16 protein-coding genes, 11 tRNA genes and 4 rRNA genes are annotated in these 26006 nt (G+C 40.9%); 4 read left to right on the forward strand and 27 right to left on the reverse strand.

All coding sequences use genetic code 11. The annotated features are described in order from the left end of the window. Nucleotides 1-45: 45 nt before the first annotated feature. Together AN959_RS11120 and AN959_RS11125 are read left to right on the forward strand one after the other, a co-directional pair. The gene (locus tag AN959_RS11120; RefSeq protein WP_082460963.1) at nucleotides 46-1281 is read left to right on the forward strand and encodes a transglycosylase SLT domain-containing protein; all 1236 of its coding nucleotides are present in this window, start codon (nucleotides 46-48) and stop codon (nucleotides 1279-1281) included. Between the two features lie 295 nt (nucleotides 1282-1576). After that, nucleotides 1577-2542 carry a hypothetical protein gene (locus tag AN959_RS11125; RefSeq protein ID WP_056830830.1) on the forward strand — a complete coding sequence of 322 codons (966 nt, stop codon included), beginning with the start codon at nucleotides 1577-1579 and terminating at the stop codon, nucleotides 2540-2542. 641 nt (nucleotides 2543-3183) lie between these two features. On the opposite strand, the gene AN959_RS11130 is transcribed toward AN959_RS11125, so the two are convergent. The 12 genes from AN959_RS11130 to AN959_RS11185 form a co-directional block, all read right to left on the reverse strand. After that, nucleotides 3184-3780: a hypothetical protein gene (locus AN959_RS11130; protein ID WP_056830832.1), complete on the reverse strand. Its 597-nt coding sequence runs from the start codon at nucleotides 3778-3780 to the stop codon at nucleotides 3184-3186. A gap of 380 nt (nucleotides 3781-4160) precedes the next feature. Beyond that, nucleotides 4161-5963: a glutamine--fructose-6-phosphate transaminase (isomerizing) gene (glmS, locus tag AN959_RS11135; protein ID WP_056831142.1), complete on the reverse strand. Its 1803-nt coding sequence runs from the start codon at nucleotides 5961-5963 to the stop codon at nucleotides 4161-4163. A gap of 640 nt (nucleotides 5964-6603) precedes the next feature. Further along, nucleotides 6604-8208, reverse strand: a complete 1605-nt coding sequence (locus AN959_RS11140; RefSeq protein ID WP_056830834.1) for a gamma-glutamyltransferase family protein — start codon at nucleotides 8206-8208, stop codon at nucleotides 6604-6606. A 154-nt stretch (nucleotides 8209-8362) separates the two neighbouring features. Beyond that, nucleotides 8363-8872 carry a type 1 glutamine amidotransferase domain-containing protein gene (locus AN959_RS11145; RefSeq protein ID WP_056830836.1) on the reverse strand — a complete coding sequence of 170 codons (510 nt, stop codon included), beginning with the start codon at nucleotides 8870-8872 and terminating at the stop codon, nucleotides 8363-8365. Between the two features lie 117 nt (nucleotides 8873-8989). After that, nucleotides 8990-10342, reverse strand: coding sequence for a phosphoglucosamine mutase (gene glmM / locus AN959_RS11150; RefSeq protein WP_053591364.1), 1353 nt, complete (start codon nucleotides 10340-10342; stop codon nucleotides 8990-8992). Nucleotides 10343-10378: 36 nt separating this feature from the next. Beyond that, nucleotides 10379-11662 (reverse strand): YbbR-like domain-containing protein, encoded by a 1284-nt coding sequence (locus AN959_RS11155; RefSeq protein WP_056830838.1) that lies wholly within the window; start codon nucleotides 11660-11662, stop codon nucleotides 10379-10381. Continuing rightward, nucleotides 11655-12491 carry a diadenylate cyclase CdaA gene (cdaA, locus tag AN959_RS11160; RefSeq protein WP_056830840.1) on the reverse strand — a complete coding sequence of 279 codons (837 nt, stop codon included), beginning with the start codon at nucleotides 12489-12491 and terminating at the stop codon, nucleotides 11655-11657. The genes AN959_RS11155 and cdaA overlap by 8 nt, the downstream gene beginning before the upstream one ends. 131 nt (nucleotides 12492-12622) lie before the next feature. Further along, entirely contained in the window at nucleotides 12623-13252 is a 630-nt protein-coding gene (locus tag AN959_RS11165; RefSeq protein WP_053591361.1) for a zf-HC2 domain-containing protein, read from the reverse strand. A gap of 12 nt (nucleotides 13253-13264) precedes the next feature. Next, nucleotides 13265-13840 (reverse strand): RNA polymerase sigma factor SigW, encoded by a 576-nt coding sequence (sigW, locus tag AN959_RS11170; RefSeq protein ID WP_053591360.1) that lies wholly within the window; start codon nucleotides 13838-13840, stop codon nucleotides 13265-13267. 353 nt (nucleotides 13841-14193) lie between these two features. After that, nucleotides 14194-15093: an arginase gene (gene rocF / locus AN959_RS11175; protein ID WP_053591359.1), complete on the reverse strand. Its 900-nt coding sequence runs from the start codon at nucleotides 15091-15093 to the stop codon at nucleotides 14194-14196. Nucleotides 15094-15163: 70 nt separating this feature from the next. Next, a complete protein-coding gene (locus tag AN959_RS11180) occupies nucleotides 15164-15745 on the reverse strand; it encodes a GNAT family N-acetyltransferase (protein WP_231687483.1) in 582 nt (193 codons plus the stop codon). A gap of 58 nt (nucleotides 15746-15803) precedes the next feature. Further along, nucleotides 15804-16895: a citrate synthase/methylcitrate synthase gene (locus AN959_RS11185; protein WP_056830842.1), complete on the reverse strand. Its 1092-nt coding sequence runs from the start codon at nucleotides 16893-16895 to the stop codon at nucleotides 15804-15806. 85 nt (nucleotides 16896-16980) lie between these two features. Here AN959_RS11185 and AN959_RS11190 point away from each other — a divergent pair, with 85 nt between their 5' ends. Then, on the forward strand, nucleotides 16981-17862 hold the full coding sequence (locus AN959_RS11190; RefSeq protein WP_056830845.1) for a LysR family transcriptional regulator: 882 nt from the start codon (nucleotides 16981-16983) through the stop codon (nucleotides 17860-17862). 21 nt (nucleotides 17863-17883) lie between these two features. Next, complete coding sequence (locus AN959_RS11195; protein ID WP_056830847.1) at nucleotides 17884-18429, forward strand: histidine phosphatase family protein; 546 nt, start codon at nucleotides 17884-17886, stop codon at nucleotides 18427-18429. Between the two features lie 51 nt (nucleotides 18430-18480). Here AN959_RS11195 and AN959_RS11200 read toward each other — a convergent pair. The 15 genes from AN959_RS11200 to AN959_RS11270 form a co-directional block, all read right to left on the reverse strand. Then, nucleotides 18481-18553, reverse strand: a tRNA-Ala gene (locus AN959_RS11200). Nucleotides 18554-18569: 16 nt separating this feature from the next. Further along, a tRNA-Gln gene (locus AN959_RS11205) sits at nucleotides 18570-18644 on the reverse strand. A gap of 6 nt (nucleotides 18645-18650) precedes the next feature. Beyond that, nucleotides 18651-18734: transfer RNA gene (locus AN959_RS11210), tRNA-Tyr, on the reverse strand. 21 nt (nucleotides 18735-18755) lie between these two features. Continuing rightward, a tRNA-Val gene (locus AN959_RS11215) sits at nucleotides 18756-18831 on the reverse strand. 191 nt (nucleotides 18832-19022) lie between these two features. Then, a tRNA-Thr gene (locus tag AN959_RS11220) sits at nucleotides 19023-19095 on the reverse strand. Nucleotides 19096-19108: 13 nt separating this feature from the next. Beyond that, nucleotides 19109-19183 (reverse strand) — tRNA-Asn (locus tag AN959_RS11225). 518 nt (nucleotides 19184-19701) lie between these two features. After that, nucleotides 19702-19817, reverse strand: a 5S ribosomal RNA gene (gene rrf / locus AN959_RS11230). A gap of 271 nt (nucleotides 19818-20088) precedes the next feature. Then, nucleotides 20089-20204 (reverse strand): 5S ribosomal RNA (gene rrf / locus AN959_RS11235). A 61-nt stretch (nucleotides 20205-20265) separates the two neighbouring features. Continuing rightward, nucleotides 20266-23196 (reverse strand): 23S ribosomal RNA (locus tag AN959_RS11240). 258 nt (nucleotides 23197-23454) lie between these two features. Further along, nucleotides 23455-25016: ribosomal RNA gene (locus tag AN959_RS11245) — 16S ribosomal RNA — on the reverse strand. Together the 16S, 23S and 5S rRNA genes with 5 tRNA genes alongside form the textbook arrangement of a ribosomal RNA operon. A 488-nt stretch (nucleotides 25017-25504) precedes the next feature. Further along, nucleotides 25505-25578, reverse strand: a tRNA-Gly gene (locus tag AN959_RS11250). Between the two features lie 31 nt (nucleotides 25579-25609). Next, nucleotides 25610-25687: transfer RNA gene (locus AN959_RS11255), tRNA-Arg, on the reverse strand. Between the two features lie 8 nt (nucleotides 25688-25695). Continuing rightward, nucleotides 25696-25782 (reverse strand) — tRNA-Leu (locus tag AN959_RS11260). 63 nt (nucleotides 25783-25845) lie between these two features. Then, nucleotides 25846-25921, reverse strand: a tRNA-Lys gene (locus tag AN959_RS11265). Between the two features lie 8 nt (nucleotides 25922-25929). Next, nucleotides 25930-26004 (reverse strand) — tRNA-Gln (locus tag AN959_RS11270). Nucleotides 26005-26006 lie beyond the last annotated feature (2 nt).

Below are 26006 nucleotides of genomic sequence, written 5' to 3' on the forward strand. Positions count from 1 at the left end.
ATATACTAATAAATATAAAATACTAAATGAATGGGGAATAAATGAATGAAATCAATCAAAATTGGGGCTGGATTATTAACTTGTTTAATGCTTCTGAGTTGGTCTTACGAAGAAGCTTCCGCTGAGTCAACATGGACATCTAAATGTTCATCATATGGGGAAATTAAGCAAAATCAAAATCCCGCTTTTCAGCATATGAACTGCTTACTTACGAATGCGGCTTTAGAAGCAAATATCCCTCCCGAAGTTGTTAAAGCTGTGGCTTCAAAAGAAAATGGTGGTTGGAAACAATTTGATGAGAATGGCCAGCCTGTTATCTCAAAAGATAATGGGATCGGTCTTATGCAAATTACCAATCAACTAGGATATGATCAAGAGAAATTGAAATACGATATCAACTACAATATTCAGGCAGGTGTCGAAATCCTTAGTAGTATGTATCACCGTAAAGATCTACCTAAAATAAAAGAGACAGGACCAGAAGTAATCGAAAATTGGTACTTTCCCGTCATGGCTTATAACGGTATAAAGCCTGCTAACAGTCCTCTTTATCAATTCAGTGGCTTGAAGAATATAGGGGCCTATCAAGAAAAAGTCTTTTCGTTTATTGAAAAAGATAGTTATATAAACGATACAAAATTAGGGCAATTTCCTTTCAATACAGTTGATTTTGAATATGACCCTAATAGCAGTGAAAATATTGTATTCAAAAAGAAGGAATATACATTAACGGATCAGTTGCATGCCTCTGCATATCAATTTCAAATAGGAGACAAAGTAACGATCACAAAAGACAATGTAAATTTAAGGTCACAACCTAGTACTTCTTCAGTTGCAAAATCCTTACCAATAAATACTACCTTGATTATTGAGGGAAATTTCTTCTATGATCAATCTTTGACAAGTATAAACCAATTTGTATGGTACCCAGTTAAAACTAAGGATCAAAAGTTAACTGGTTATATATCCTCTGCGTACATTAAGAAAAAGTTAGATGTAGATGTACCCCCTATAAAAGTTATGTGGGGAAAAACAGAACTAAAATTAGGACAAATAGGAAAAGTTACTATTCTATCTAATACAAACTTGGTCAAAATGGAGAGTAACGGTTCATTGACTACGATCCGTACTTTGAAAAAAGGCGAAGAATACCGAGTTTATAACTATAAGAGTAATCATGGCGGTTTATATGGTGTAGGTGGTGGAAGTTACGTTCAGAAGTCCACAAAAGTAAAATACGAAACACCATCTAAAAGCAAGTTAGCATTACTTGCACAATAACTTGCAATTTTACCAACCATCAATAAATCTATTTGCTAATTCAAAGGGACTTTAGAGTATATTGTATATCATGACAGTATTAATCTAATTGAAGTAAATGTTGAGAGTTCATTTAAAAAGAATCAGCAGTCAGTTATTAACTTTAGATAAAGATTGTGAACATTTATATCAGGAAATACAATTTTTTATACAGCAGATATTCAAAGACGTTTCATCTATATAAATTTAGTAACTTAAAGAGGAACTAAATGATTTTAAGATAAAGTGAGTCATAACTTGTAGAGGAGATGAAAAGATGACAATAAGTACGGAGAGGAAGGCTTCAAGATTGATGAGATTGCGTAGATTTTGCGGTTATGGTGCTGCAATAACAGTAACACCTTACCTGCTGATCAAAATCGTATGGACTTTAGGTTTCTTCCTCCCAACCGAGCAAATGGGCGACGCCAGTTGGCGCATTATAAACGCAGTTACCGCCGTTCTCGCTGCGATTGGTATCCTTCTTGCAATGGCGTTTTGCAAGCCATGGGGGGAGCGACTACCTGCGTGGTTGGTTGCTCTACCCATTTGGGTTGGTACCGGTTTGCTAGTTCCCATGCTGTTAATCGCACCGGTTCTAGGCCCTGCAGCTATGATTCGAGATCAAGAATCAGGTGCTGCTGATTTCTGGGTATACGAGCAGATCTTCGTAATGATTTCACTTTTCGGAATCGGTATCTTCTTGCCGCTTGCATTGGCAGGGTATGCAATGGCACGTTGGCCAGAGGCACTGAGTGGCACAACCGACTACAAGAAATTGACTGGAAATACTTTGCATCTCCAAACCGTTATGGCTAGGACAGTAGCAGCTGGCTGCATTCTGCTCGGTGTCATCAAGGTATTTTGGTCGGTTGGTGGCTCTTTCGGCATTAACCCGGCAACCATGGGTGAACGCGATGTTTGGTGGCACATGCTGTCATTGAGTACAGGTGTCTGGTCCTTTGTTGGTGCGTGGGGGATACTGGTGGTATCATCCCGCCGTGGAACGAGGTGGTTTCTACCCCCTATGGCTGCTGCATGGATTTCATCGGGAGCGTTGTTCTCCAACAACCTCTATTCAGCCTTATCTTCAGTTCGACTCGATGCGTCACCCTCCCCAGAATACCCATTGGCATGGTTGTTGACCACACAGGCTGGCATCGTCTTAGGTATAATAATGGGGATGATTATCCTATTAGTGCTGCACGAACGCCGTCGAGCTCTTCGAGAAGAGTGCAACTGAAATAGATTACACAGAACCACGTATTTATCATAAAAGAATGAATGATTCAATTGAATATAGAAAAAGCGTGTTTTGAGCAATCTTTTTTTCAATACCCACTTTTTCTATTTGCTCTTTTATTAAGGTTTATAGATTTAATTTAACTTTATTTCAAGGTTACAATTAATGGAATTAAAATACAATTTCTATAGATTTCCTTTCTAGTAGATGTTTTATTACCCCTTCATTACCTGCATATCACATTAATAAACACACTCTTGCAACTAAATTTTATATATACTTTTTAGGTATCAGATAAGATTAAATTTAATTCATTGGAAGGGGGTATTACTATTCTTCGTTATTAATAGTTAAAATAAGCGTTTTGAAAATCATAGCCCCTATTTTGAACAAAGATTGATCAAAAAGGGACTTTTTTTGTAATAAAGATTGATTATTTCGGTAAGCGAATATTTAACTAAAGCACCCGTTAGTTGAATAAGATTTATCTGTATTGGTCTAAGTAATATTGCCACAATTAATTGAATAAGTCTCACGGTTTTTATTACAGTTTTTTGTATCGTTCATTATCCTTACTACTCTAAAAAAGTTTAAAACTAATTGATCAATAGATATATACCTTCCGGAAAAAGGAGTATGTTTTAGTCGGTTAGTGAAAAATCCTTTTTGATTTGTTCAATGCTCCTATTTGTTATTTCTGCAATGTAATTCAATAAATCATCATATTTTTCTCGATTATTTAGTTTTTTAAATTTCTCAACAAGACCCTCAAAACCTTTAAAATATTCACTATGATAACTTGGGTTGTTATAAATTTTAATAAATTCAAGATAATCTTTTGTATACATTTTATCTTTAATTTGAATAAGAATATCATTCCAATTTTTAATTCTTTTTTTATGAATAGGCTTTTTTACTCCCAATTCCTTATTTTCTTCATTTTTTATCTGTTGAATAAATTGTTCTACTTCAAGTATATATTGAAAAAGCTCATTCCTGTTTTGGCTATCCAATTCCATTAGTATTTTAATTTTATAATGATCATAACGCCCTTTCCTATGATGCAATTTTCCTTCAGTTTTGTTTGATTCTTTTTTCTTAGCAGTATTTTCTTTTATTACCTTTCCTCCAGCACCCAATAAACCTAATACTGCCGTAATTTCTTTGCGGTTTTCTTTAATTATTTTTCCTGCTTTTTTTCCACCTTCAATAATTGGTCCAATTGGAATTCTACCCATATGCCCCACCTTAATTTAAGAGTTAGTTTTTATGTAATTAAATTCGACGTTGTAAAGACCGTTTCCTTCTTAAATTAACCTGCCCCGTTAGTTTAAGTGAAACCCTTCACAATCTATAGGTATTTTAACATAAGTATCCAACAAAAAATCACCTCTCAGTTAAACTAGAGAGGTGATTTTAACATTCTTTTATAAATATCAGTAACCTACTTTAATGTAAAGTTACCAACTATAATGTCACTGGACAGTATATCTAACCAGTTTTTTTACGTCATGCCCGAGTTATATAGGTCTCGACTGAGTTACTTACGTCACGATTAAGTTATTTACGTCACGACTGATGTTCATGCAAACAAAAACAGCCACAAATAATATTTTACTTACTCCACCGTTACCGATTTCGCCAAGTTTCTTGGTTTATCGACGTCACAGTCTCTGTGTAAAGCAGCGTAGTAGCTTATTAGTTGAAGTGGAATTACTGCTACTAGTGGAGCGAATAGCTCGTGTACTTTTGGAAGAATGAATCGATCGCCTTCTTCTTCAAAGCCTTCCATTGCGATGATGCATGGGTTTGCTCCACGCGCTACTACTTCTTTTACGTTGCCGCGAATATTTAAACTTACCGCTTGTTGCGTGGCAAGGGCGATAATCGGTGTACCTTCTTCAATTAGAGCGATCGTACCGTGTTTTAATTCCCCACCTGCAAAACCTTCTGCTTGGATATAAGAAATTTCTTTTAGTTTTAATGCACCTTCAAGACTTACGTAGAAGTCGATGTTACGTCCGATGAAGAATGCATTTCGAGTTGTTGCTAAGAATTCAGTTGCGATTTCTTCCATTTCTTCTTTGGAATCGACAATTGTTTGGACAGCATTTGCTACAATACCTAGTTCTTTGACAACATCAAAGTCTAATTCTATGTTTTGAGATTGCGCGTATACAGATGCTGTTACCATTAATGTCGCAACTTGTGCAACATACGCTTTTGTTGATGCAACGGCAATTTCAGGGCCAGCATGAAGTAGTAATGTATGGTCTGCTTCACGAGAAAGGGTTGACCCAGGCACGTTAGTCATCGTAATAGTTGGGAAGCCTTTATCTTTGATTTTCACTAGCACTTGTCTGCTATCTGCTGTTTCACCTGATTGCGTGATGAACATAAATATTGGTTTTGCTGATAGAAGTGGCATGTTATAGCCGAATTCACTAGAAATATGCACTTCTACTGGAATACCTGCAACTTTCTCAAAGTATTCTTTCCCAATTAATCCTGCATGATAGCTAGTTCCTGCAGCGATAATGTACAGACGATCTGCCTCATTCAGTGCATCTAAAATAGCTTGGTCGATTGTAAGCTCGCCTTGTTCGTTTTGGTACGCTTGTATTATTTTACGGATAACAGCTGGCTGTTCATCCATTTCTTTTAACATATAGTGAGGATATGTCCCTTTTTCAATATCGCTCATGTCAAGTTCTGCCTTGTATGGAGCACGTTCTACTTTTGTGCCATCAAGCTTTTGAATTTCAACAGAATCTTTATGCACGATAACGATTTCTTGGTCATGAAGTTCTACATAGTGCTCTGTCACTTGGAGCATTGCCATTGCGTCAGATGCTACTACATTAAATCCATCTCCTAATCCAACAAGAAGAGGTGATTTATTTTTTGCTACATAAATTGTGTTTTGATCTTCTCTATCAATAAGAGCAATTGCATATGATCCGTGAATAAGATGCAATGTTTTTCTAAGCGCATCTACAGTAGATAAACCATCTTGTGAAAATTTTTCAATAAGCTGTACAATCACTTCTGTATCCGTGTCAGATACCATTTCTACATTTGCTAAGTACGCTTTTTTCATAAGATGATAATTTTCAATTACACCATTGTGCACTAAAGTAAAACGCTTTGTAGTACTTTGATGTGGATGGGCATTCAACTGATTTGGAACACCGTGAGTAGCCCAACGTGTATGACCAATTCCAAGCTTAGCGCCTACCTCTTCGTCTACTACATCGCGTAAGTCTGCAATACGTCCTTTTTCTTTGAAAACGACTACACCTTCTTCATTTAACACAGCGATTCCCGCCGAGTCATATCCGCGGTACTCTAATTTTTCTAAACCTTTTAATAGAATTTCCTTTGTATCTGATTCACCAATATATCCTACGATTCCACACATAATTTCAATTCCTCCGTTTACATTCATGTCAAAATAAACTTGCATCAGACTGTTGAGAAACGCTCGCATTCTTCGTTACTTGCTCCTGCGGTTACTCGTCGCAAAGAAGGGCTTTTGCTCCTGCGGTTACTCGTCGCAAAGAAGGGCTTTTGCTCCTGCGGTTAGTTCCACATTCGAATGAAGAATTTGTTTCTACTAAGTCTTACCAAGCTCATTATGCTAAGAATGCCTTCTTTTCCCTCTGTCATACAATCACTTGCATGGTTTATGAAAAAGAATAACAACCGGGCAAATACGGTCGGGAGGCATCCGCCGAAAATTCGATAACCTCCACCTCGTCTGCTGAAGATCTGTTTCGTCCAATTTCTTCAGCTCAGGCGCTATAATTGTTTTCCTTATTTTTACGCGTTTTCTTTTCACTCCATTTCAACGCGGGTACAGAAACGATTAGATTTTCTGAGTCTGCACTTTATCTATAATACTTAAATTACATATGATAGTCAATTAAGTACCTCTATTTATATATGCTATAAAACGATATTTTGCTAAGCAAAAGAGCCAGTATACGGAGACTCTTTTGCAAGCAGGTTGATGGAACTATGGCTAAAAAAGGTTCAAACGAATCAAGAAAACTACTAATCTACCAGACAGCAATGGATCCATCTGTTCGAGATTCCGTCCCACCTTGCAAGACTCCTGTTTCAGGGTTTCTCCAAATTATTTGCCCACGACCGAAAGATCCAGTGTCGGATGCGACATGAATGTCATGCCCCTTCCTAACTAAGCTTTGCACTAGATAGTTCGGAAATTCAGGTTCTACGTGAACCGTCTTTCCTTTTATCCACTGCCAGCGTGGCATATCAAGGGCTGCTTGCGGATTTAATAGATAATCAATTGTATTGGTCACTACTTGAAAATGACCCTGTGGCTGCATATATCCACCCATCACTCCAAATGCCCCAACTGCTTGACCATCACGTGTTAGGAATCCAGGAATGATTGTATGGAATGTACGTTTCCCCGGTTCAATAAAGTTAGGATGTGATTCATTTAATGTAAAATCGTGCCCTCTATTTTGCAATGCAATACCAGTCCCTGGCACTACAATACCTGAGCCAAACCCCATATAATTGCTTTGTATGTATGAGACCATGTTCCCTTCTTCATCAGCAGTTGCCAAATACACAGTACCGCCTTTAGGTAATTCATACGGTTCTGGATCGCTTGCTTCTTCCAAAATGGTTTCTGCTCGCGCTTTAGCGTATTCATCTGATAATAAATGATTTACTTTTACAGGCATTGCATCTAAGTCAGTAATGAACGCTTTCCCGTCCGTAAATGCCTGCTTCATCGCCTCTATTTGTTCATGAAGGATATTTGCATTTTGCCACTCTGGCTTATTCAGTTGCTTGTATATATTTAATGCCATAAGTGCAATCATGCCTTGCCCATTTGGAGGGATTTCCCATACATCATATCCTTTATAATTCGTTGAAATTGGTTCTACCCATTCAGGTTTGTATGTTACCAAGTCTTCTTTGGATAAGAAGCCCCCGTGTTTTTTCATGAAATCATCTATTTTACTCGCAATTTCTCCTTCATAGAAGTCTCGTGCATTTGAATCACCAATTGCTCGTAATGTTTTAGCATGATCTGGAGATGACCAAATTTCTCCGATTTCAGGAGCTCTCCCATCTGGTGCAAACGTTTCAAACCAAGCTGCAAATTCCTCTGTAGTAAAAGTACTTTTGAACCTTTTATATGCTGCTTTCCAGTACTTACCGAGGATTGGAGTTAAAGGATAACCTTCCTCTGCGTATCGGATTGCCGGGATGAGCACTTCCTGAAGTGGGAGTTTCCCATATTGAATGGATAACTCGGCCCATGCTGCCGGGACACCGGGTACCGTTATAGGAATAAGACCAAATGCAGGAATAGTTTCATGACCCTTTTCTCGAATTGCTTTTGCAGAAATTGACTGTGGAGCTGGACCCGATGCATTCAAACCATGTAATTTACCTTTTGTCCATACGAGAGCAAATGCATCTCCGCCAATTCCGTTGGATGTTGGTTCTACTACCGTCAAAGCTGCAGCTGTAGCTATGGCCGCATCAATAGCATTTCCACCCTTTTGAAGAATCTCCAAACCCGCTTGTGCTGCTAATGGTTGCGATGTTGCCACCATACCTTTCTTAGCAAAAACAGTATGGCGTTTTGCTTGAAACGGATGATATAAATAATCCATAAGAGTCCCCCTTAATATTAGATAAATTATTATAATACATTTAATAAAGGGAATCTATATGAATATTNTTTAATAAAGGGAATCTATATGAATATTCGAATAATTAAAAAATAAAGAAAGACATTCATTTAAGAATGCCTTTCAACCATTTAATCTACAACAATTTCACAATTTCTCTGTTGAATGCTGGCAAATCATCTGGTGTTCGACTTGTTACGAGTTGATTTCCACAAACAAATACTTCCTCATCGTGGAAATTAGCTCCAGCGTTTTCTAAATCGACTTTTATCGATTTATATCCCGTAGCATCTCGCCCCTCTAATGTTTTAGCAGTAATGAGAAGCTGTGGTCCGTGGCAAATTGCGAATACAGGTTTTTTATCATCCATAAACGCTTTAGCAAAATTAACGAAGCGATCATCTGCGCGTAAGATGTCCGGTGAAAAACCGCCAGGAATAAATAGTGCATCAAAATCTTCCGGCTTTACATCATCGATACCATAGTCCACCTTCAAATTCGCTTCACCTTGTTTACCTGTCACTTCATTTCCTGCTTGTTTTTCAATAATGAATACTTCATGACCAGCGTCGTTTAATGCTTGTGCTGGACTCGTATATTCCACGTCTTCAAACATATTTGTAACTAATGTTGCTACTTTAGCCATTTCGTCACTCCTTATCTGTTTGTTTCTCTCTCTTGTTATTCCACAAAAGTATCTAAACTAAACATTCAAATAAGAAGTATAAAAAAAATCCGACATCATGTCGGATTTTTATATATGTTATTCAGCTAAACCCATCTCTGCTTTAACCACTTCGACGATTCGGTTTACATAATTTTCGCATTCCTCTTCAGTTGCTGCTTCTACCATTACACGTACGAGCGGCTCTGTACCAGATGGACGAACTAAAACGCGTCCATTGCCCGCCATCTCTGCTTCCACTTCGCTTATGATTGCAGCCACTTTTTCATTTTGCGTTACAGCATGTTTGTCAGTTACGCGAACATTTACAAGTTTTTGTGGGTAAATGGTCATTTCGGAAGCAAGCTCTGAAAGTTTTTTCCCAGTAATTTTCATAATGTTTACAAGCTGTAAGCCAGTTAACAAGCCATCTCCTGTCGTGTTATAGTCTAAAAACACGATATGCCCTGACTGTTCTCCACCTAGATTATAGCCATTCTTTTTCATTTCTTCTACAACATAACGATCTCCAACTGCCGTTTTTACACTAGTCATTTCATGTGTTTCTAGCGCTTTATAAAAGCCCATATTACTCATAACTGTGGAAACAACTGTATTTTTATTTAGACGCCCTTGTGTATTTAAATGCTTTGCACAAATATACATAATTTGATCGCCATCTACAATATTCCCTTTTTCATCTACAGCAATTAATCGATCTCCATCCCCATCAAATGCAAGTCCAACATGTGCTCCTTTTTCTAGCACAAATTTCGACAGCTCTTCGGGATGAGTAGATCCTACACCATCGTTTATATTCAAACCGTTAGGTGATGCTCCCATTGTGGATAAATCAGCTTCTAAGTCTGCAAAAACATGTGCAGCTAGTGAAGAAGTTGCGCCATTTGCACAATCCAATGCTACATGAAGTCCAACAAACTCTTCATCAACTGTTTGTTTTAAGTATTGGATATACTTTTGTCCACCTTCAAAGTAATCAGATACTGATCCAACACCTGCTCCAGTTGGACGTGGAAGTTCGTCATTTTCAGCATCTAGTAAAATTTCAATTTCTTCTTCTTGTTCATCAGAAAGTTTAAATCCATCTGAACCAAAAAATTTAATACCATTATCTGCAACCGGATTATGAGATGCTGAAATCATTACTCCTGCATCGGCACTCATCACTCTTGTTAAGTAAGAAACACCTGGTGTACTAATTACTCCGAGACGCATTACTTCAACACCAACAGAAAGAAGTCCTGCTACAAGAGCACCTTCCAACATATGACCTGATATGCGAGTATCGCGCCCAATTAAAACCTTCGCACGATTTTCTGTTTCTTTTGTTAGTACATATCCGCCAAAGCGTCCTAATTTAAAAGCAAGTTCCGGTGTTAGTTCTGAGTTTGCTACTCCTCTCACACCATCTGTTCCAAAGTATTTTCCCATTAATCTTCTCTCCTTAAAAACCTGTTGTCCTGCGTATTAAGCTTCTTTTACTGTTAACTTTATCTCGGACGCAGACATTTCCCATTGAACATCCGTAGGGGCATCCATTTTTAACGGAAAAGTATTCTCCCCCACTTGTGCATTTTGTGCTTCTACATATAGAGCAATATTGTTCTTATTTATCTTTTCTAATGCCTCTGGTGTTCCTTTAGCTTTTACAGTAACTAAACCGTCTGTAGGAGCTAGAAATTCACTCACTAGCTGATCGGAAAGTCCTCTAACTTCAACTGTAACTTGCTCAAAAGTTTTTTCACTGACAGCTGATACAGATTCTTCTTTTTCTTCCGTATTTTTATCTTCTTCTGTAGGCTGCTCTGTTACTGGAGCAGGCGTGACATCTGCGGTAACTTTGACTTTGTCGAGCGACATCCTTGTAACTCCATCCGGAATCGCTAACTTCACGTCGAAATCCCCAGATTTTTCTAGCTTACTTATATCTACATCAACAGTCAACTGCTCAAATCTATCAAGAACAGCTCGAGGCCCATATAGTCGTATCGTTTCTACATTAGTATTCAACCTATTAATCGTCACATCTTGCTTCGGTGAACCCTTTGGTCTTAATACAACAGGGACCTCCTTACTAAGTTCTTCCACTTTTACTTTTACTTGTACTTGTTTTGGTTCCACTGTCACATCTAGTTTGTTTAAATCACGATCCAGAACTCTTACACTCGCTTCTTGATCAAAAGATTTAGTAATTCCTGGATCGCCAACTATAGTTGCTTTTACATAGCCTATGCTATTTATGACACTTTTTGCACCTGTAATTGTAACCATTTTTGGATTGACGTCATAGGACTTAACGATGTAGTTTTCTGCTAACAAGCCTTCATTCATATCCGGATCTACTCGGAATTCCTTCGATATTTTTTCTTCAATATTTACATTTACGTATACAGGGTCTATTCTAACCTTTAATTTATCAGAAAAATTTTCATTTGAAATAGCAACTCTATGCTCACCATAGGTTAACTTTCTCAAATCCACAAATACTTTATAATCCTTCATCATTTTAGCGGATAATACTACTTGTGTTGGGCCTTCTATATTTACTGTAACTGTTTCAGGAACACCAGTTACGACTGAGTTTTCATCATCATAATAAACTTCAACCGGTACGTCTCGTAATACATCAATTTGAGTTCCACTAGTACTTGAACCTGTACTCTCTTCTGATTTCACGGAAACAAATAACAGAATAGCTAAAGTTAATGCTATTATTCGTAAGAACCATGGACTATCCATCATTTTATCCATTTTGTTTCCCCCTCCATAACCATTTAGAAGAAGTTACTTGTTCATCCGTTGGTCCAAACCAAAGTCGCTTCAAGTGTGCTTGAAACTCTTCCATGGATAGATTTCTATGGAGATCACCGTTAGATGTCAAACTAACTGCACCCGTTTCCTCTGATACAACAATGGTTATAGCATCTGTTACTTCACTCAGCCCGATTGCTGCACGGTGTCTTGTTCCAAGCTCTTTAGATATAAAAGGACTTTCTGATAACGGTAAGTAACAAGCGGCAGAAGCTATTTTGTTTTTTTGCACGATTACTGCTCCGTCATGCAATGGGGTATTAGGAATGAAAATGTTAATCAATAACTCGGAGGTGATATTCGCATTTAATGGAATACCAGTCTCGATATAATCTGATAAACCTGTTTCTCTTTCAATCGATATTAAAGCTCCAATTCGACGCTTTGCCATGTAACTAACTGACTTGGTCATCGCGGTAATAAGACGGCTTTGCTCTTCTTCTTCTTGTAGAGAACTTCTTGCAAACAATTTCCCTCTACCAATTTGTTCAAGTGCTCTTCTGATTTCTGGCTGGAATATAACTATAATTGCAAAAAATCCAATATTAATTACATTATCAAGCAACCAACCTAACGTATCCATACCTAAAAAGTCAGTCACTACCCGCGCAATAATAATAACAAATATCCCTTTTAATAATTGAACTGCCTTCGTTCCTCTTATAAGGGTAATTAACTTATAAATAACAAACCAGACAAATAAAACATCTAAAATGTTTACAATTACGTTTACTGGCATTAAATCCGTAAATTGCTCCATAAACGACATGTGGCATCCCCCACTTTTCATAACAAATCCATACTCTGTAAGTATAACATGATAATGAACATTCCGCCTTTATGAAGCAAAAAAGTCTACCTAAAATAAGGTAGACTTCTATTTGAAAAGGTAATTGTAAATTATTTAGTTTCCTCATTTTCAAAAAATGAAACAACCTGCTTGCCCGCATCTTTTATATGGAACCATAGCCAATCAAATACTTCATTGATTTCCTCCGTTTTTCCTGTTATAACTGCTGTAGATGCCATATATTTAGAACCGTTAATGACAGTTAAATTCCCATCCAGCTCACCGTCAATTTGAACATCTCCATTTTTCACAACAAGATCACCTTTCACGACTTGTCCTTTAGGAATTATAACTGTTTCTCCTTTGACAACTACATTTTCCTGTTTGGTGAAAGAGAACTGCTGCTCCTCATTGAAGTTTGTGAATAGAGCGCTACTCATAAATAAGCAGAACAATGCTGCTGCAGTAATAATGGGATGTTGTCTCAACCATCTACTAACACCAGCGTGAGATTTTTCTTTTGGAAGTTTTGCCATAACTGATTTGGTAAAATGAGTAGGTGCCTCTGCACGAGCTGCTCCCTTTACGAAGGCAACTACATCGCTTAGCTCATGCATATGGGCCTGACAATCCACGCATGACTGCAAATGAGATTTAAGTTCAAGCTCATGTTCACGGCTAATTTCACCATCTAAATATTCATGCATAAAGTGAACAATTCGCTCTGGACATGCATTCATCGTGATTCCCTCCTATAAAAAATTAGGCTGTTTACTTAGCTGTTTTCTAAGTGCTTCTCGACCTCTATGAATTCTTGTTTTTACTGTCCCAAGTGGTAATTCTAATATCTCACTTATTTCTTGTAAAGATAATTCTTCCATATATTTCAGGACTATCGCTGATCGATATTTGTCTGGTAATCGACTTATTTCATATTGTATTCTATCCTGTAACTCGAGCTTCATCAGTTCTTCTTCGGGAAGTTCTTCTGATGCCGCTATTTGAGAATACATATTAAGTCCCTCTGTACCTGCAACTTCTGCATCTAAATGATAATCTGGCTTTTTTTTACGAATACGATCTATACATAAATTCGTAGCAATTCTATACAGCCAAGTGGAAAATTTCCTTTTTTGATCAAACGTGTGAATGTTAATATATGCTCTTACAAAAGCCTCTTGTGCTATATCTTCTGCTTCATGACGATTCCCTAACATACGAAAACAAACTTGAAAGAGCTTATGCTGATACAGGTCAACAATCTCCGCGAATGCGTCTTTGTCGCCTTTTAACACTTGTTTTATTCGCTTGTTCACCAACGCATCCATCGTGATTCCCCTCCGCTCCATGCGGCTGTCTTACCTATACGATTAAAGGTAGTAACAGGTTTCATTTATTTTTTTCTTTATTTTAATTTTATCAAAAAATCTTCCAATTGTGGGATATTTTCTAAAAGAAAAAGCTAACACCTCAAAAGATTGAACGTCCGATTTACTCCTGCAGGATAAGAGAAACAGCCGACACCATACAGGACCATAGACACGAAGCGGCCCGGCTACTCTCCAACAGTAAGTTTCGGAATAATGTTATTTTTTCTATAAATCTATAAAAAGGCTGTAGATAACTCTTTTTTTGAGTTTCTCTACAGCCTGAGCAGACACCTAAATGTCTTTTTTACACGTTATATAAGACTTTCCCCAAACAATGATCCCATGAGGGCAACCGCAACATCTGCGGTCTTATTTTTTTCATCAAGTATAGGATTTACTTCCACAAACTCAGCCGAAGTAATTAGGTTTGATGAATAAAGCATCTCCATAGCTAAATGACTTTCACGATAAGTAATTCCCCCAGGAACTGGAGTACCAACACCTGGTGTGTAGATTGGGTCTATACCGTCTAAGTCAAGTGATAAATGAACTCCATCCACTTCTCGCTCTTGGAAATACTCGATTGTTTGCTCCATTATTTTCGTCATTCCAAGTTTGTCTATTTCATGCATAGAGAACACCTTAATGCCTTTTTCTTTAATCAATTCGCGTTCACCAGGATCTACGGAACGCGCTCCAATAATTACTACATTTTCAGGTTTTATCTTAGGAGTGTATGAGCGTATTTTTACTAAGTCAGTATGTCCTAATCCCAGGCTCACAGCTAATGGCATCCCGTGTATATTACCTGAAGGTGAAGTCTCTTCCGTATTTAAGTCCGCATGTGCATCGTACCAAATTACTCCAAGGTTTTTATATTTATCTGCTAATCCTGCTAGCGTTCCAATAGCAATACTGTGATCTCCACCAAAAATCAAAGGATAATCACCTTCTGCTATAATTTCCCTTACTTCGTTTGCAAGCTTTGTATTACCCTCAACTACCTCTTCCAAATTACGTAGCTTTGTATTCTTTGACATTTCTTTTCTTCCTATTACTATGTCGCCTTTGTCTTTTACCGTATGGCCAAGTGCTTTTAAACGTTCAATTGCTCCTGCGTAACGAATAGCGCTCGGTCCCATATCGACACCTCTTCTATTTTGACCAAGATCCATCGGTACACCAACAATAGTTATATTTAATTTATTCATGATTTTATACCCCCAATTATTTATATACCTATTGTAAATCCTAAAGGGCTGTTGGCTCAACCAAGCAAAATCATGAATATTTATTCATAAGCTGAACGAGATGATTTTTCACATCTGCCCACTCACTATCGATTATTGAGTAGACAACTGCATTTCTTACGGTTCCATTTGAACGCAAGCGCTCATTCCGTAAAACACCTTCTTTTACTCCACCTATTCGTTCAATCGCACGTTGTGACTTTACATTTAATTCATCGGTTTTAAATTGAACTCGAATCATTCCGAGATTTTCAAAACAATGTTTTAATAACAGGTATTTACATGTCGTATTAACATGTGTTCGTTGAAACGTTTGACCATAGAAAGTTGAACCGATTTCACACGCATGATTTGCTGTGTCGATTCCATATATACGTGTCGTACCAATTATTTCTTTAGTGTCGGTATGTTCTACGACAAATGCGAGAGCGGTTTTGGCAATGTTCATTTGTTGGATTCCTACTTGTAGCCATTGCTCTAGCTGTTCATAGCTTTCTACTTTATTCAACATAAATTCAAAGATTTTAGGGTTATACAACTCCCATAAATGTTGAATATCTGTTTGTTCTAATGGACGTAATGTCACATCTCCAAATACAATTACTTCTGCCAAATCCAAACACCTCACTTTTTCTTTTATCATAATAGAAAAAGTGAGGTGTTGAAAAGAATTATTTTGTTAATATATCTCCTACGTATAGAGACTGTGGACGAAAGAGAGATGCATCCTCTATCTGTTCTAGTATATGAGCACTCCACCCTACCATGCGTGCTATGCTAAATGTTGGAGTAAATAAAACAGCAGGCATGTCGATTGAACGCATAATAGCCGCTGCATAAAATTCTACATTCGTATATAGATTTCTTCCTGGCTTGTATTTTTCTAATAGTGAAGTAATCTCTTTTTCAGCCTTTGTCGCCAAATCTAGCCAAGGATCAGAGCCTTGTAAACGGACACATGCTTCTCTTAGCAAAATTGATCGAGGATCCTCGGTTTTATAAATACGATGTCCAAAACCCATAACTTTTTCACCATTTTTTAGCTTTTCTTCGATAACAGGTCGTATCCTTGCTTCCTCTTTTATTTCATCGAGCAAATTTAATACTTCGGCGGGCGCTCCACCATGTAAAGGACCTTTCATTGTACCAATGGCAGAAGTAATCGCTGCAGGTACATCAGATTCAGTCGAGATAGTCACTCTCGCTGCAAAAGTTGAGGCGTTTAATCCATGCTCCATTGTTAGCTTTAAATACGTTTCCAGTGCTTTAACCTGCACTGAAGTTGGAGGAGTACCTTGGAGCATCCATAAATAATTTTCTGTATGGGAAAAATCACTATTTTGCTCGATTAACGGAAATCCCTGTTGCTTTCTATAATGTCTTGCAATTATTACTGGAAGCGCACCTGTTAAGTAAATCGCTTGCTCCATCTTGTCTTTTTGTAAAAATTCAGTTGTACCAAATGCAGATATAACTGTTCTCATGGCATCCATAACAGAAACTGTTGTCGGAAGAGTATCGATGATTGTACAGACATATTCCGGTAATTTTCTTCCTTTTATTAGTTTTTTATGGAATTCCTGCAGTTCAATCTCAGAAGGTAAAACGTCATACAATAAGAAGTAAGCAACTTCTTCAAATGAATAATCTAGTACTAAATCTTTTACGTCCATCCCACGATATCTCAATACTCCATTGTCACCATCGACCAGACCAACTTTTGTATGCACTGCAACTACACCTTTTAATCCTTTTTGAAACATATTCATACCCCTTCCTTTTCTTTAGTATAAGAAAGTTTTANTTAAATGAAGTTGATTATATTTTTTAATTAAAAGGAGAAGAAAAATGGAATATCAATGGTTGAAGACTTTTATTGTCGCTGCCGAAACATGTAATTTTAGAAAAGCGTCCGAAAAATTACTAATTTCTCAGCCTGGCGTCACGGTTCATATAAAATTATTAGAAGAATATTTAGGGATTTCTTTATTTGACCGAACAAACAGACGCGTAGGTTTATCTGATGCTGGTAAATTGTTTTATGAAGAAGCTGTTCTACTTACAAAGAACTTAGAAGAAAGCGTGCATCGATTACATGCTTTTACTGAAGGATATACCCACAAGTGGATTATCGCCATTTCTCCCTTAATGGCGGAAACCATCTTGCCCTACATATTACGTTCATTTATGGACAAACATCCTGACTTGGAAGTATCTATAAGAGTTGAAGAATCTAATGTCATTGAAGATTTAGTATGGAAAGGAGATGTTCATATTGGCATCTCAGCCCTAGAGGCTACACGGAAAGAAATACAATCTATTGAGCTCTATGAAGATCCTCTTATATTTGTTGTTCCTTCCGATGGGTATGATGAGGAATCGGGACCTATCGTGAATCCAGAAGAATACTTATCCAGCAATTATCTGTTCACTCATCACCATCCAGTTGTGTGGGACACACTTCTTTTACAGCTGCGCAAGCGAGTGACTAACATACGAACTATGAAAGTTACGCAGGCACATATAGTAAAACGCTTTATTCAAGAAGGCTTAGGTATTTCATTTCTTCCACAATCCATTATCAAACGAGAATTAACCGAGGGACGTGTGATGAATGTACCTTTCGAGTTATTCCCGCTTCCCAAAGTAAAAACATTTTTATTACTTAAAAATAGGGGGCATCTCGAGCAGGAGTTTATAGAAAAAATATCTAACTACTATTTTGGATAATTAATTTTACGAGGTGATTAAATGAAAAAGAAACTATTTTTAATTAGACATTGCCAAGCGGAAGGGCAGGAAGCAGACGCACCCCTAACCGAAAAAGGTTATAAGCAAGCTTTAGAACTTGCTAGCTCCTTGAACAACATTCGTGCAGACCAAATAATTTCAAGCCCATATTTAAGAGCTCGACAAACGATTAATCCATATGCAAAGGATAGAAATCTAGAAATTAAAATAGATACACGTTTATCAGAACGTGTATTAAGCACGAGCAACCTGCCAGACTGGCTTGATAAGTTAAGGAATACTTTTGATGATATGGACTTAAAGTTAGAAGGTGGCGAAACTAGCAGGGAAGCACAGGCACGAATAGTGGAAGTCGTGGAGGAAATCTTAGATAATAATATAGAAAATACAGTTATCGTGACACATGGAAATATTCTGTCCCTGCTATTGAGGCACTACCAGAATAGTTTTGGCTTTGAGCAATGGAAAAGTTTAAGCAATCCAGATGTATTTTTGATGCAATTCACGAATAATGAATATACAATCCACCGAGTTTGGAAAGAATAATGAACATAGAAAAAAGGGTATTCCATAAAAATGGAATACCCTTTTTTTAGATGGAGCCTAGCGGGATCGAACCGCTGACCTCCTGCGTGCAAGGCAGGCGCTCTCCCAGCTGAGCTAAGGCCCCGAAGTTAAAACAGTGTTGGCTGGGGTACCTGGATTCGAACCAGGGCATGACGGAATCAAAATCCGTTGCCTTACCGCTTGGCTATACCCCAATAAACTGGTGGAGGGGGACGGATTCGAACCGCCGAACCCTAAGGAGCGGATTTACAGTCCGCCGCGTTTAGCCACTTCGCTACCCCTCCAAAGCTATATAAAAAATAAAATGGTGGAGGATGACGGGCTCGAACCGCCGACCCTCTGCTTGTAAGGCAGATGCTCTCCCAGCTGAGCTAATCCTCCTGGGTTATATAAATTCACGATAAGCTTTCACATCTCTGCGTTTCTATCGTTCATTTGTATCCTTGACCTTCTTGCTTCTCCTGATTTTATGAATAAGGGTCAGTCAAAACTGGACAAGAATAATAGTAACATATTTATTCTACTAAGACAAGTAGTTCTAAGTAGTTTGTAAAATTTCTACTCCATATGTAAGCTTCCAAGCGGATTCGAACCGCTGACCTCTTCCTTACCATGGAAGCACTCTACCTACTGAGCTATGGAAGCATAGACAAAAAAATGGCTCCGAAGGTAGGACTCGAACCTACGACCGATCGGTTAACAGCCGATTGCTCTACCACTGAGCTACTTCGGAACGGATAATATTTAAAGTACAAATATAATTATAGCAATCCTTTGTTAAATTTCAAGTATATTTTTAGTAAATACATAACAATTTCTCAGCTTTTTTCATGCAATTAATTATTTCCTAAGAAATAATTTTGATGGATCGCTTGAATAAATTTTATAGTGGTTAAGGGATTACAATTAATGGCAGAACGAGACTAAATTTGCTTAATTCGCAACTATTAAAGTCAGATTCGAGACTAATTTGTCTCGGAGAGCAACCAAATGAGTCGTATAAGCGACTAAGGATAATCTAAAAGCAATCAACTAGATAATGAAAGCGACCATTTCTCACAATAAAGGTTCACTTTCTCTGAGATGACACATTTTTTCTTCTGTCCTACGCTACGAGTCTCTCATCCTTGCTTCCTCGAATTCTTTGTTCCTCTACTTTCTCGCAAGTTTATTATAATTCTTTGCCTTCAGCCTTTTTTCTAGTACAACAAAAAAAGCCACCACCGATTACTCGGTGACGACTTTTCAATTGCCCAGCGACGTCCTACTCTCACAGGGGGAGACCCCCAACTACCATCGGCGCTGAAGAGCTTAACTTCCGTGTTCGGTATGGGAACGGGTGTGACCTCTTCGCCAACATCACTAGACTCTTCGGCTTTCCATACACATCGTACTTCTTCGTCAACTTCATTCGTTCGGTCAGTCACGTACTAGAGTACGCTCCTTTCCTCTCTCAATCGTTTCCTTGAATTACTCGTGTCTAGAAACCCTCTTATAAGAGTGCTTGTTCACTCAAAACTGGATAAAAGACATTGATGCTCGCAAATTCATATTTGGTTAAGTCCTCGATCGATNTAGAAGCAAGTCATGCAAAAACACAAAAAAGACCAGTTCCGACTGGAACTGATCCTTTGAAAAGCTTGGCGGCGTCCTACTCTCACAGGGGGAAACCCCCAACTACCATCGGCGCTGAAGAGCTTAACTTCCGTGTTCGGTATGGGAACGGGTGTGACCTCTTCGCTATCGCCACCAAACCTGATGGAGAGAATGTTCTCTCAAAACTAGATAACAATGTTCATTTTTCACATTAGAATATAGGTTAAGTCCTCGATCTATTAGTATCTGTCAGCTCCACGTGTCACCACGCTTCCACCTCAGACCTATCAACCTGATCATCTTTCAGGGATCTTACTTCCTTGCGGAATGGGAAATCTCATCTTGAGGGGGGCTTCATGCTTAGATGCTTTCAGCACTTATCCCGTCCGCACATAGCTACCCAGCGATGCCCTTGGCAGAACAACTGGTACACCAGCGGTGCGTCCATCCCGGTCCTCTCGTACTAAGGACAGCTCCTCTCAAATTTCCTGCGCCCGCGACGGATAGGGACCGAACTGTCTCACGACGTTCTGAACCCAGCTCGCGTACCGCTTTAATGGGCGAACAGCCCAACCCTTGGGACCGACTACAGCCCCAGGATGCGATGAGCCGACATCGAGGTGCCAAACCTCCCCGTCGATGTGGACTCTTGGGGGAGATAAGCCTGTTATCCCCGGGGTAGCTTTTATCCGTTGAGCGATGGCCCTTCCATGCGGAACCACCGGATCACTAAGCCCGACTTTCGTCCCTGCTCGACTTGTAGGTCTCGCAGTCAAGCTCCCTTGTGCCTTTACACTCTGCGAATGATTTCCAACCATTCTGAGGGAACCTTTGGGCGCCTCCGTTACATTTTAGGAGGCGACCGCCCCAGTCAAACTGCCCACCTGACACTGTCTCCCTGCCCGATAAGGGCAGCGGGTTAGAAGGTCAATACAGCCAGGGTAGTATCCCACCGATGCCTCCACCGAAGCTAGCGCTCCGGTTTCCAAGGCTCCTACCTATCCTGTACAAGCTGTACCAACATTCAATATCAGGCTGCAGTAAAGCTCCACGGGGTCTTTCCGTCCTGTCGCGGGTAACCTGCATCTTCACAGGTACTATAATTTCACCGAGTCTCTCGTTGAGACAGTGCCCAGATCGTTACGCCTTTCGTGCGGGTCGGAACTTACCCGACAAGGAATTTCGCTACCTTAGGACCGTTATAGTTACGGCCGCCGTTTACTGGGGCTTCAATTCGCACCTTCGCTTACGCTAAGCGCTCCTCTTAACCTTCCAGCACCGGGCAGGCGTCAGCCCCTATACTTCGCCTTACGGCTTCGCAGAGACCTGTGTTTTTGCTAAACAGTCGCCTGGGCCTATTCACTGCGGCTTCTCGGGGCTTTAACACCCTAAGAAGCACCCCTTCTCCCGAAGTTACGGGGTCATTTTGCCGAGTTCCTTAACGAGAGTTCTCTCGATCACCTTAGGATTCTCTCCTCGCCTACCTGTGTCGGTTTGCGGTACGGGCACCTCTCACCTCGCTAGAGGCTTTTCTTGGCAGTGTGGAATCAGGAACTTCGCTACTAAATTTCGCTCGCCATCACAGCTCAGCCTTCACGGGAAACGGATTTGCCTATTTCCCAGCCTAACTGCTTGGACGCGGATATCCAATACCGCGCTTACCCTATCCTCCTGCGTCCCCCCATTGCTCAAATGGTGAGGAGGTGGTACAGGAATATCAACCTGTTGTCCATCGCCTACGCCTTTCGGCCTCGGCTTAGGTCCCGACTAACCCTGAGCGGACGAGCCTTCCTCAGGAAACCTTAGGCATTCGGTGGACGGGATTCTCACCCGTCTTTCGCTACTCATACCGGCATTCTCACTTCTAAGCGCTCCACCAGTCCTTCCGGTCTGACTTCACTGCACTTAGAACGCTCTCCTACCACTGTTCGTAAGAACAGTCCGCAGCTTCGGTGATACGTTTAGCCCCGGTACATTTTCGGCGCAGAGTCACTCGACCAGTGAGCTATTACGCACTCTTTAAATGGTGGCTGCTTCTAAGCCAACATCCTGGTTGTCTAAGCAACTCCACATCCTTTTCCACTTAACGTATACTTTGGGACCTTAGCTGGCGGTCTGGGCTGTTTCCCTTTCGACTACGGATCTTATCACTCGCAGTCTGACTCCCAAGGATAAGTCATCGGCATTCGGAGTTTGACTGAATTCGGTAACCCGGTAGGGGCCCCTAGTCCAATCAGTGCTCTACCTCCGAGACTCTTACCTTGAGGCTAGCCCTAAAGCTATTTCGGAGAGAACCAGCTATCTCCAGGTTCGATTGGCATTTCACCCCTACCCACACCTCATCCCCGCACTTTTCAACGTGCGTGGGTTCGGGCCTCCATTCAGTGTTACCTGAACTTCACCCTGGACATGGGTAGATCACCTGGTTTCGGGTCTACGACCACGTACTCATGCGCCCTATTCAGACTCGCTTTCGCTGCGGCTCCGCATCTTCTGCTTAACCTTGCACGGGATCGTAACTCGCCGGTTCATTCTACAAAAGGCACGCCATCACCCGTTAACGGGCTCTGACTACTTGTAGGCACACGGTTTCAGGATCTATTTCACTCCCCTTCCGGGGTGCTTTTCACCTTTCCCTCACGGTACTGGTTCACTATCGGTCACTAGGGAGTATTTAGCCTTGGGAGATGGTCCTCCCGGATTCCGACGGAATTTCACGTGTTCCGCCGTACTCAGGATCCACTCTGGAGAGAACAACATTTCAGTTACAGGGCTGTTACCTTCTTTGGCGGGCCTTTCCAGACCTCTTCGCTTATATCGTTCCTTTGTAACTCCGTATAGAGTGTCCTACAACCCCAAGAGGCAAGCCTCTTGGTTTGGGCTGTTCCCGTTTCGCTCGCCGCTACTCAGGGAATCGCATTTGCTTTCTCTTCCTCCGGGTACTTAGATGTTTCAGTTCCCCGGGTATGCCTTCTCATACTCTATGTATTCAAGTATGGATACTACTCCATTACGAGCAGTGGGTTTCCCCATTCGGAAATCTCCGGATCAAAGCTTGCTTACAGCTCCCCGAAGCATATCGGTGTTCGTCCCGTCCTTCATCGGCTCCTAGTGCCAAGGCATCCACCGTGCGCCCTTTCTAACTTAACCATTTCTTACTTTAGAAAGAATCACTATGTGTGATGAACTTTGCATTGCATTCAATGTGAATGTATTACTTATTGTTATCTAGTTTTCAAAGAACAATCCTGTCTCGCTAGAGACATGTTTGAAGGAATGATCCTTCAAAACTAAACAAGACGAAAACGCACACTNTTTCATATCGAAGATATGATGTTGTAGGATCTTTTGCAAGTTCCTTCAAAACTAAACAAGACGAAAAACGTACGCTGCTCCATATATCCTTAGAAAGGAGGTGATCCAGCCGCACCTTCCGATACGGCTACCTTGTTACGACTTCACCCCAATCATCTGCCCCACCTTCGGCGGCTGGCTCCATAAAGGTTACCTCACCGACTTCGGGTGTTGCAAACTCTCGTGGTGTGACGGGCGGTGTGTACAAGGCCCGGGAACGTATTCACCGCGGCATGCTGATCCGCGATTACTAGCGATTCCAGCTTCACGCAGTCGAGTTGCAGACTGCGATCCGAACTGAGAACAGATTTGTGGGATTGGCTAAACCTTGCGGTCTCGCAGCCCTTTGTTCTGTCCATTGTAGCACGTGTGTAGCCCAGGTCATAAGGGGCATGATGATTTGACGTCATCCCCACCTTCCTCCGGTTTATCACCGGCAGTCNTCACCGGCAGTCACCTTAGAGTGCCCAACTAAATGCTGGCAACTAAGATCAAGGGTTGCGCTCGTTGCGGGACTTAACCCAACATCTCACGACACGAGCTGACGACAACCATGCACCACCTGTCACTCTGTCCCCGAAGGGAAAGCCCTATCTCTAGGGTTGTCAGAGGATGTCAAGACCTGGTAAGGTTCTTCGCGTTGCTTCGAATTAAACCACATGCTCCACCGCTTGTGCGGGCCCCCGTCAATTCCTTTGAGTTTCAGTCTTGCGACCGTACTCCCCAGGCGGAGTGCTTAATGCGTTAGCTGCAGCACTAAGGGGCGGAAACCCCCTAACACTTAGCACTCATCGTTTACGGCGTGGACTACCAGGGTATCTAATCCTGTTCGCTCCCCACGCTTTCGCTCCTCAGCGTCAGTTACAGACCAGAGAGTCGCCTTCGCCACTGGTGTTCCTCCACATCTCTACGCATTTCACCGCTACACGTGGAATTCCACTCTCCTCTTCTGCACTCAAGTTTCCCAGTTTCCAATGACCCTCCCCGGTTGAGCCGGGGGCTTTCACATCAGACTTAAGAAACCGCCTGCGAGCCCTTTACGCCCAATAATTCCGGACAACGCTTGCCACCTACGTATTACCGCGGCTGCTGGCACGTAGTTAGCCGTGGCTTTCTGGTTAGGTACCGTCAAGGTGCAAGCAGTTACTCTTGCACTTGTTCTTCCCTAACAACAGAGCTTTACGATCCGAAAACCTTCATCACTCACGCGGCGTTGCTCCGTCAGACTTTCGTCCATTGCGGAAGATTCCCTACTGCTGCCTCCCGTAGGAGTCTGGGCCGTGTCTCAGTCCCAGTGTGGCCGATCACCCTCTCAGGTCGGCTACGCATCGTCGCCTTGGTGAGCCGTTACCTCACCAACTAGCTAATGCGCCGCGGGTCCATCTGTAAGTGACAGCCGAAACCGTCTTTCATCCTTGAACCATGCGGTTCAAGGAACTATCCGGTATTAGCTCCGGTTTCCCGGAGTTATCCCAGTCTTACAGGCAGGTTACCCACGTGTTACTCACCCGTCCGCCGCTAACATCCGGGAGCAAGCTCCCTTCTGTCCGCTCGACTTGCATGTATTAGGCACGCCGCCAGCGTTCGTCCTGAGCCAGGATCAAACTCTCCGAAAAAGTACAAAACCGAAGTTTTGCTTTTCGCCAGTTTGACTGACTACCTATGATGTATCATAGGATTTTNTACCTCACCAACTAGCTAATGCGCCGCGGGCCCATCCTGTAGTGACAGCCGAAACCGTCTTTTAACATTCCCCCATGAGAAGGAATGGATTATTCGGTATTAGCCCCGGTTTCCCGGAGTTATCCCAATCTACAGGGCAGGTTACCCACGTGTTACTCACCCGTCCGCCGCTGAATCAGAAGAAGCAAGCTTCTTCATCATCCGCTCGACTTGCATGTATTAGGCACGCCGCCAGCGTTCGTCCTGAGCCAGGATCAAACTCTCCATAATAGAGAACTTAAAAAGCTCATTTTGTTTTGCTGGCATCATCATTAAATGATGTCAAAATTGTTTGCTATCCGACTAACCAAAGCTAGTCTATCAAGCTATATGTCTTAACGTTTTGCATGTTCAGTTTTCAATGTTCATGTTTTAAAAATAATGGAGCGGGTGAAGAGAATCGAACTCTCATCATCAGCTTGGAAGGCTGAGGTTTTACCACTAAACTACACCCGCGTTAATATAAGATATAATGTTGTTGTTTTTTTGGCGCGCCCGGCAGGAGTCGAACCCACAACCTTCTGATCCGTAGTCAGACGCTCTATCCAATTTGAGCTACGGGCGCATGTGCTTTGGTGCGGCCGAGAGGACTTGAACCTCCACGGGGTTAACCCCCACTAGGCCCTCAACCTAGCGCGTCTGCCGTTCCGCCACGACCGCGTAGTTATCACTTAGGACAAAATTTATTATACTCCCAAAACGAGAGATTGTCAACAACTAAAATGGTGAGCCATGTAGGATTCGAACCTACGACCCTCTGATTAAAAGTCAGATGCTCTACCAACTGAGCTAATGGCTCGAAATAAATGGCTGGGGTACCTGGATTCGAACCAGGGCATGACGGAATCAAAATCCGTTGCCTTACCGCTTGGCTATACCCCAAC

It is taken from the genome of Psychrobacillus sp. FJAT-21963, from assembly GCF_001420585.1.
Classification (GTDB): domain Bacteria; phylum Bacillota; class Bacilli; order Bacillales_A; family Planococcaceae; genus Psychrobacillus.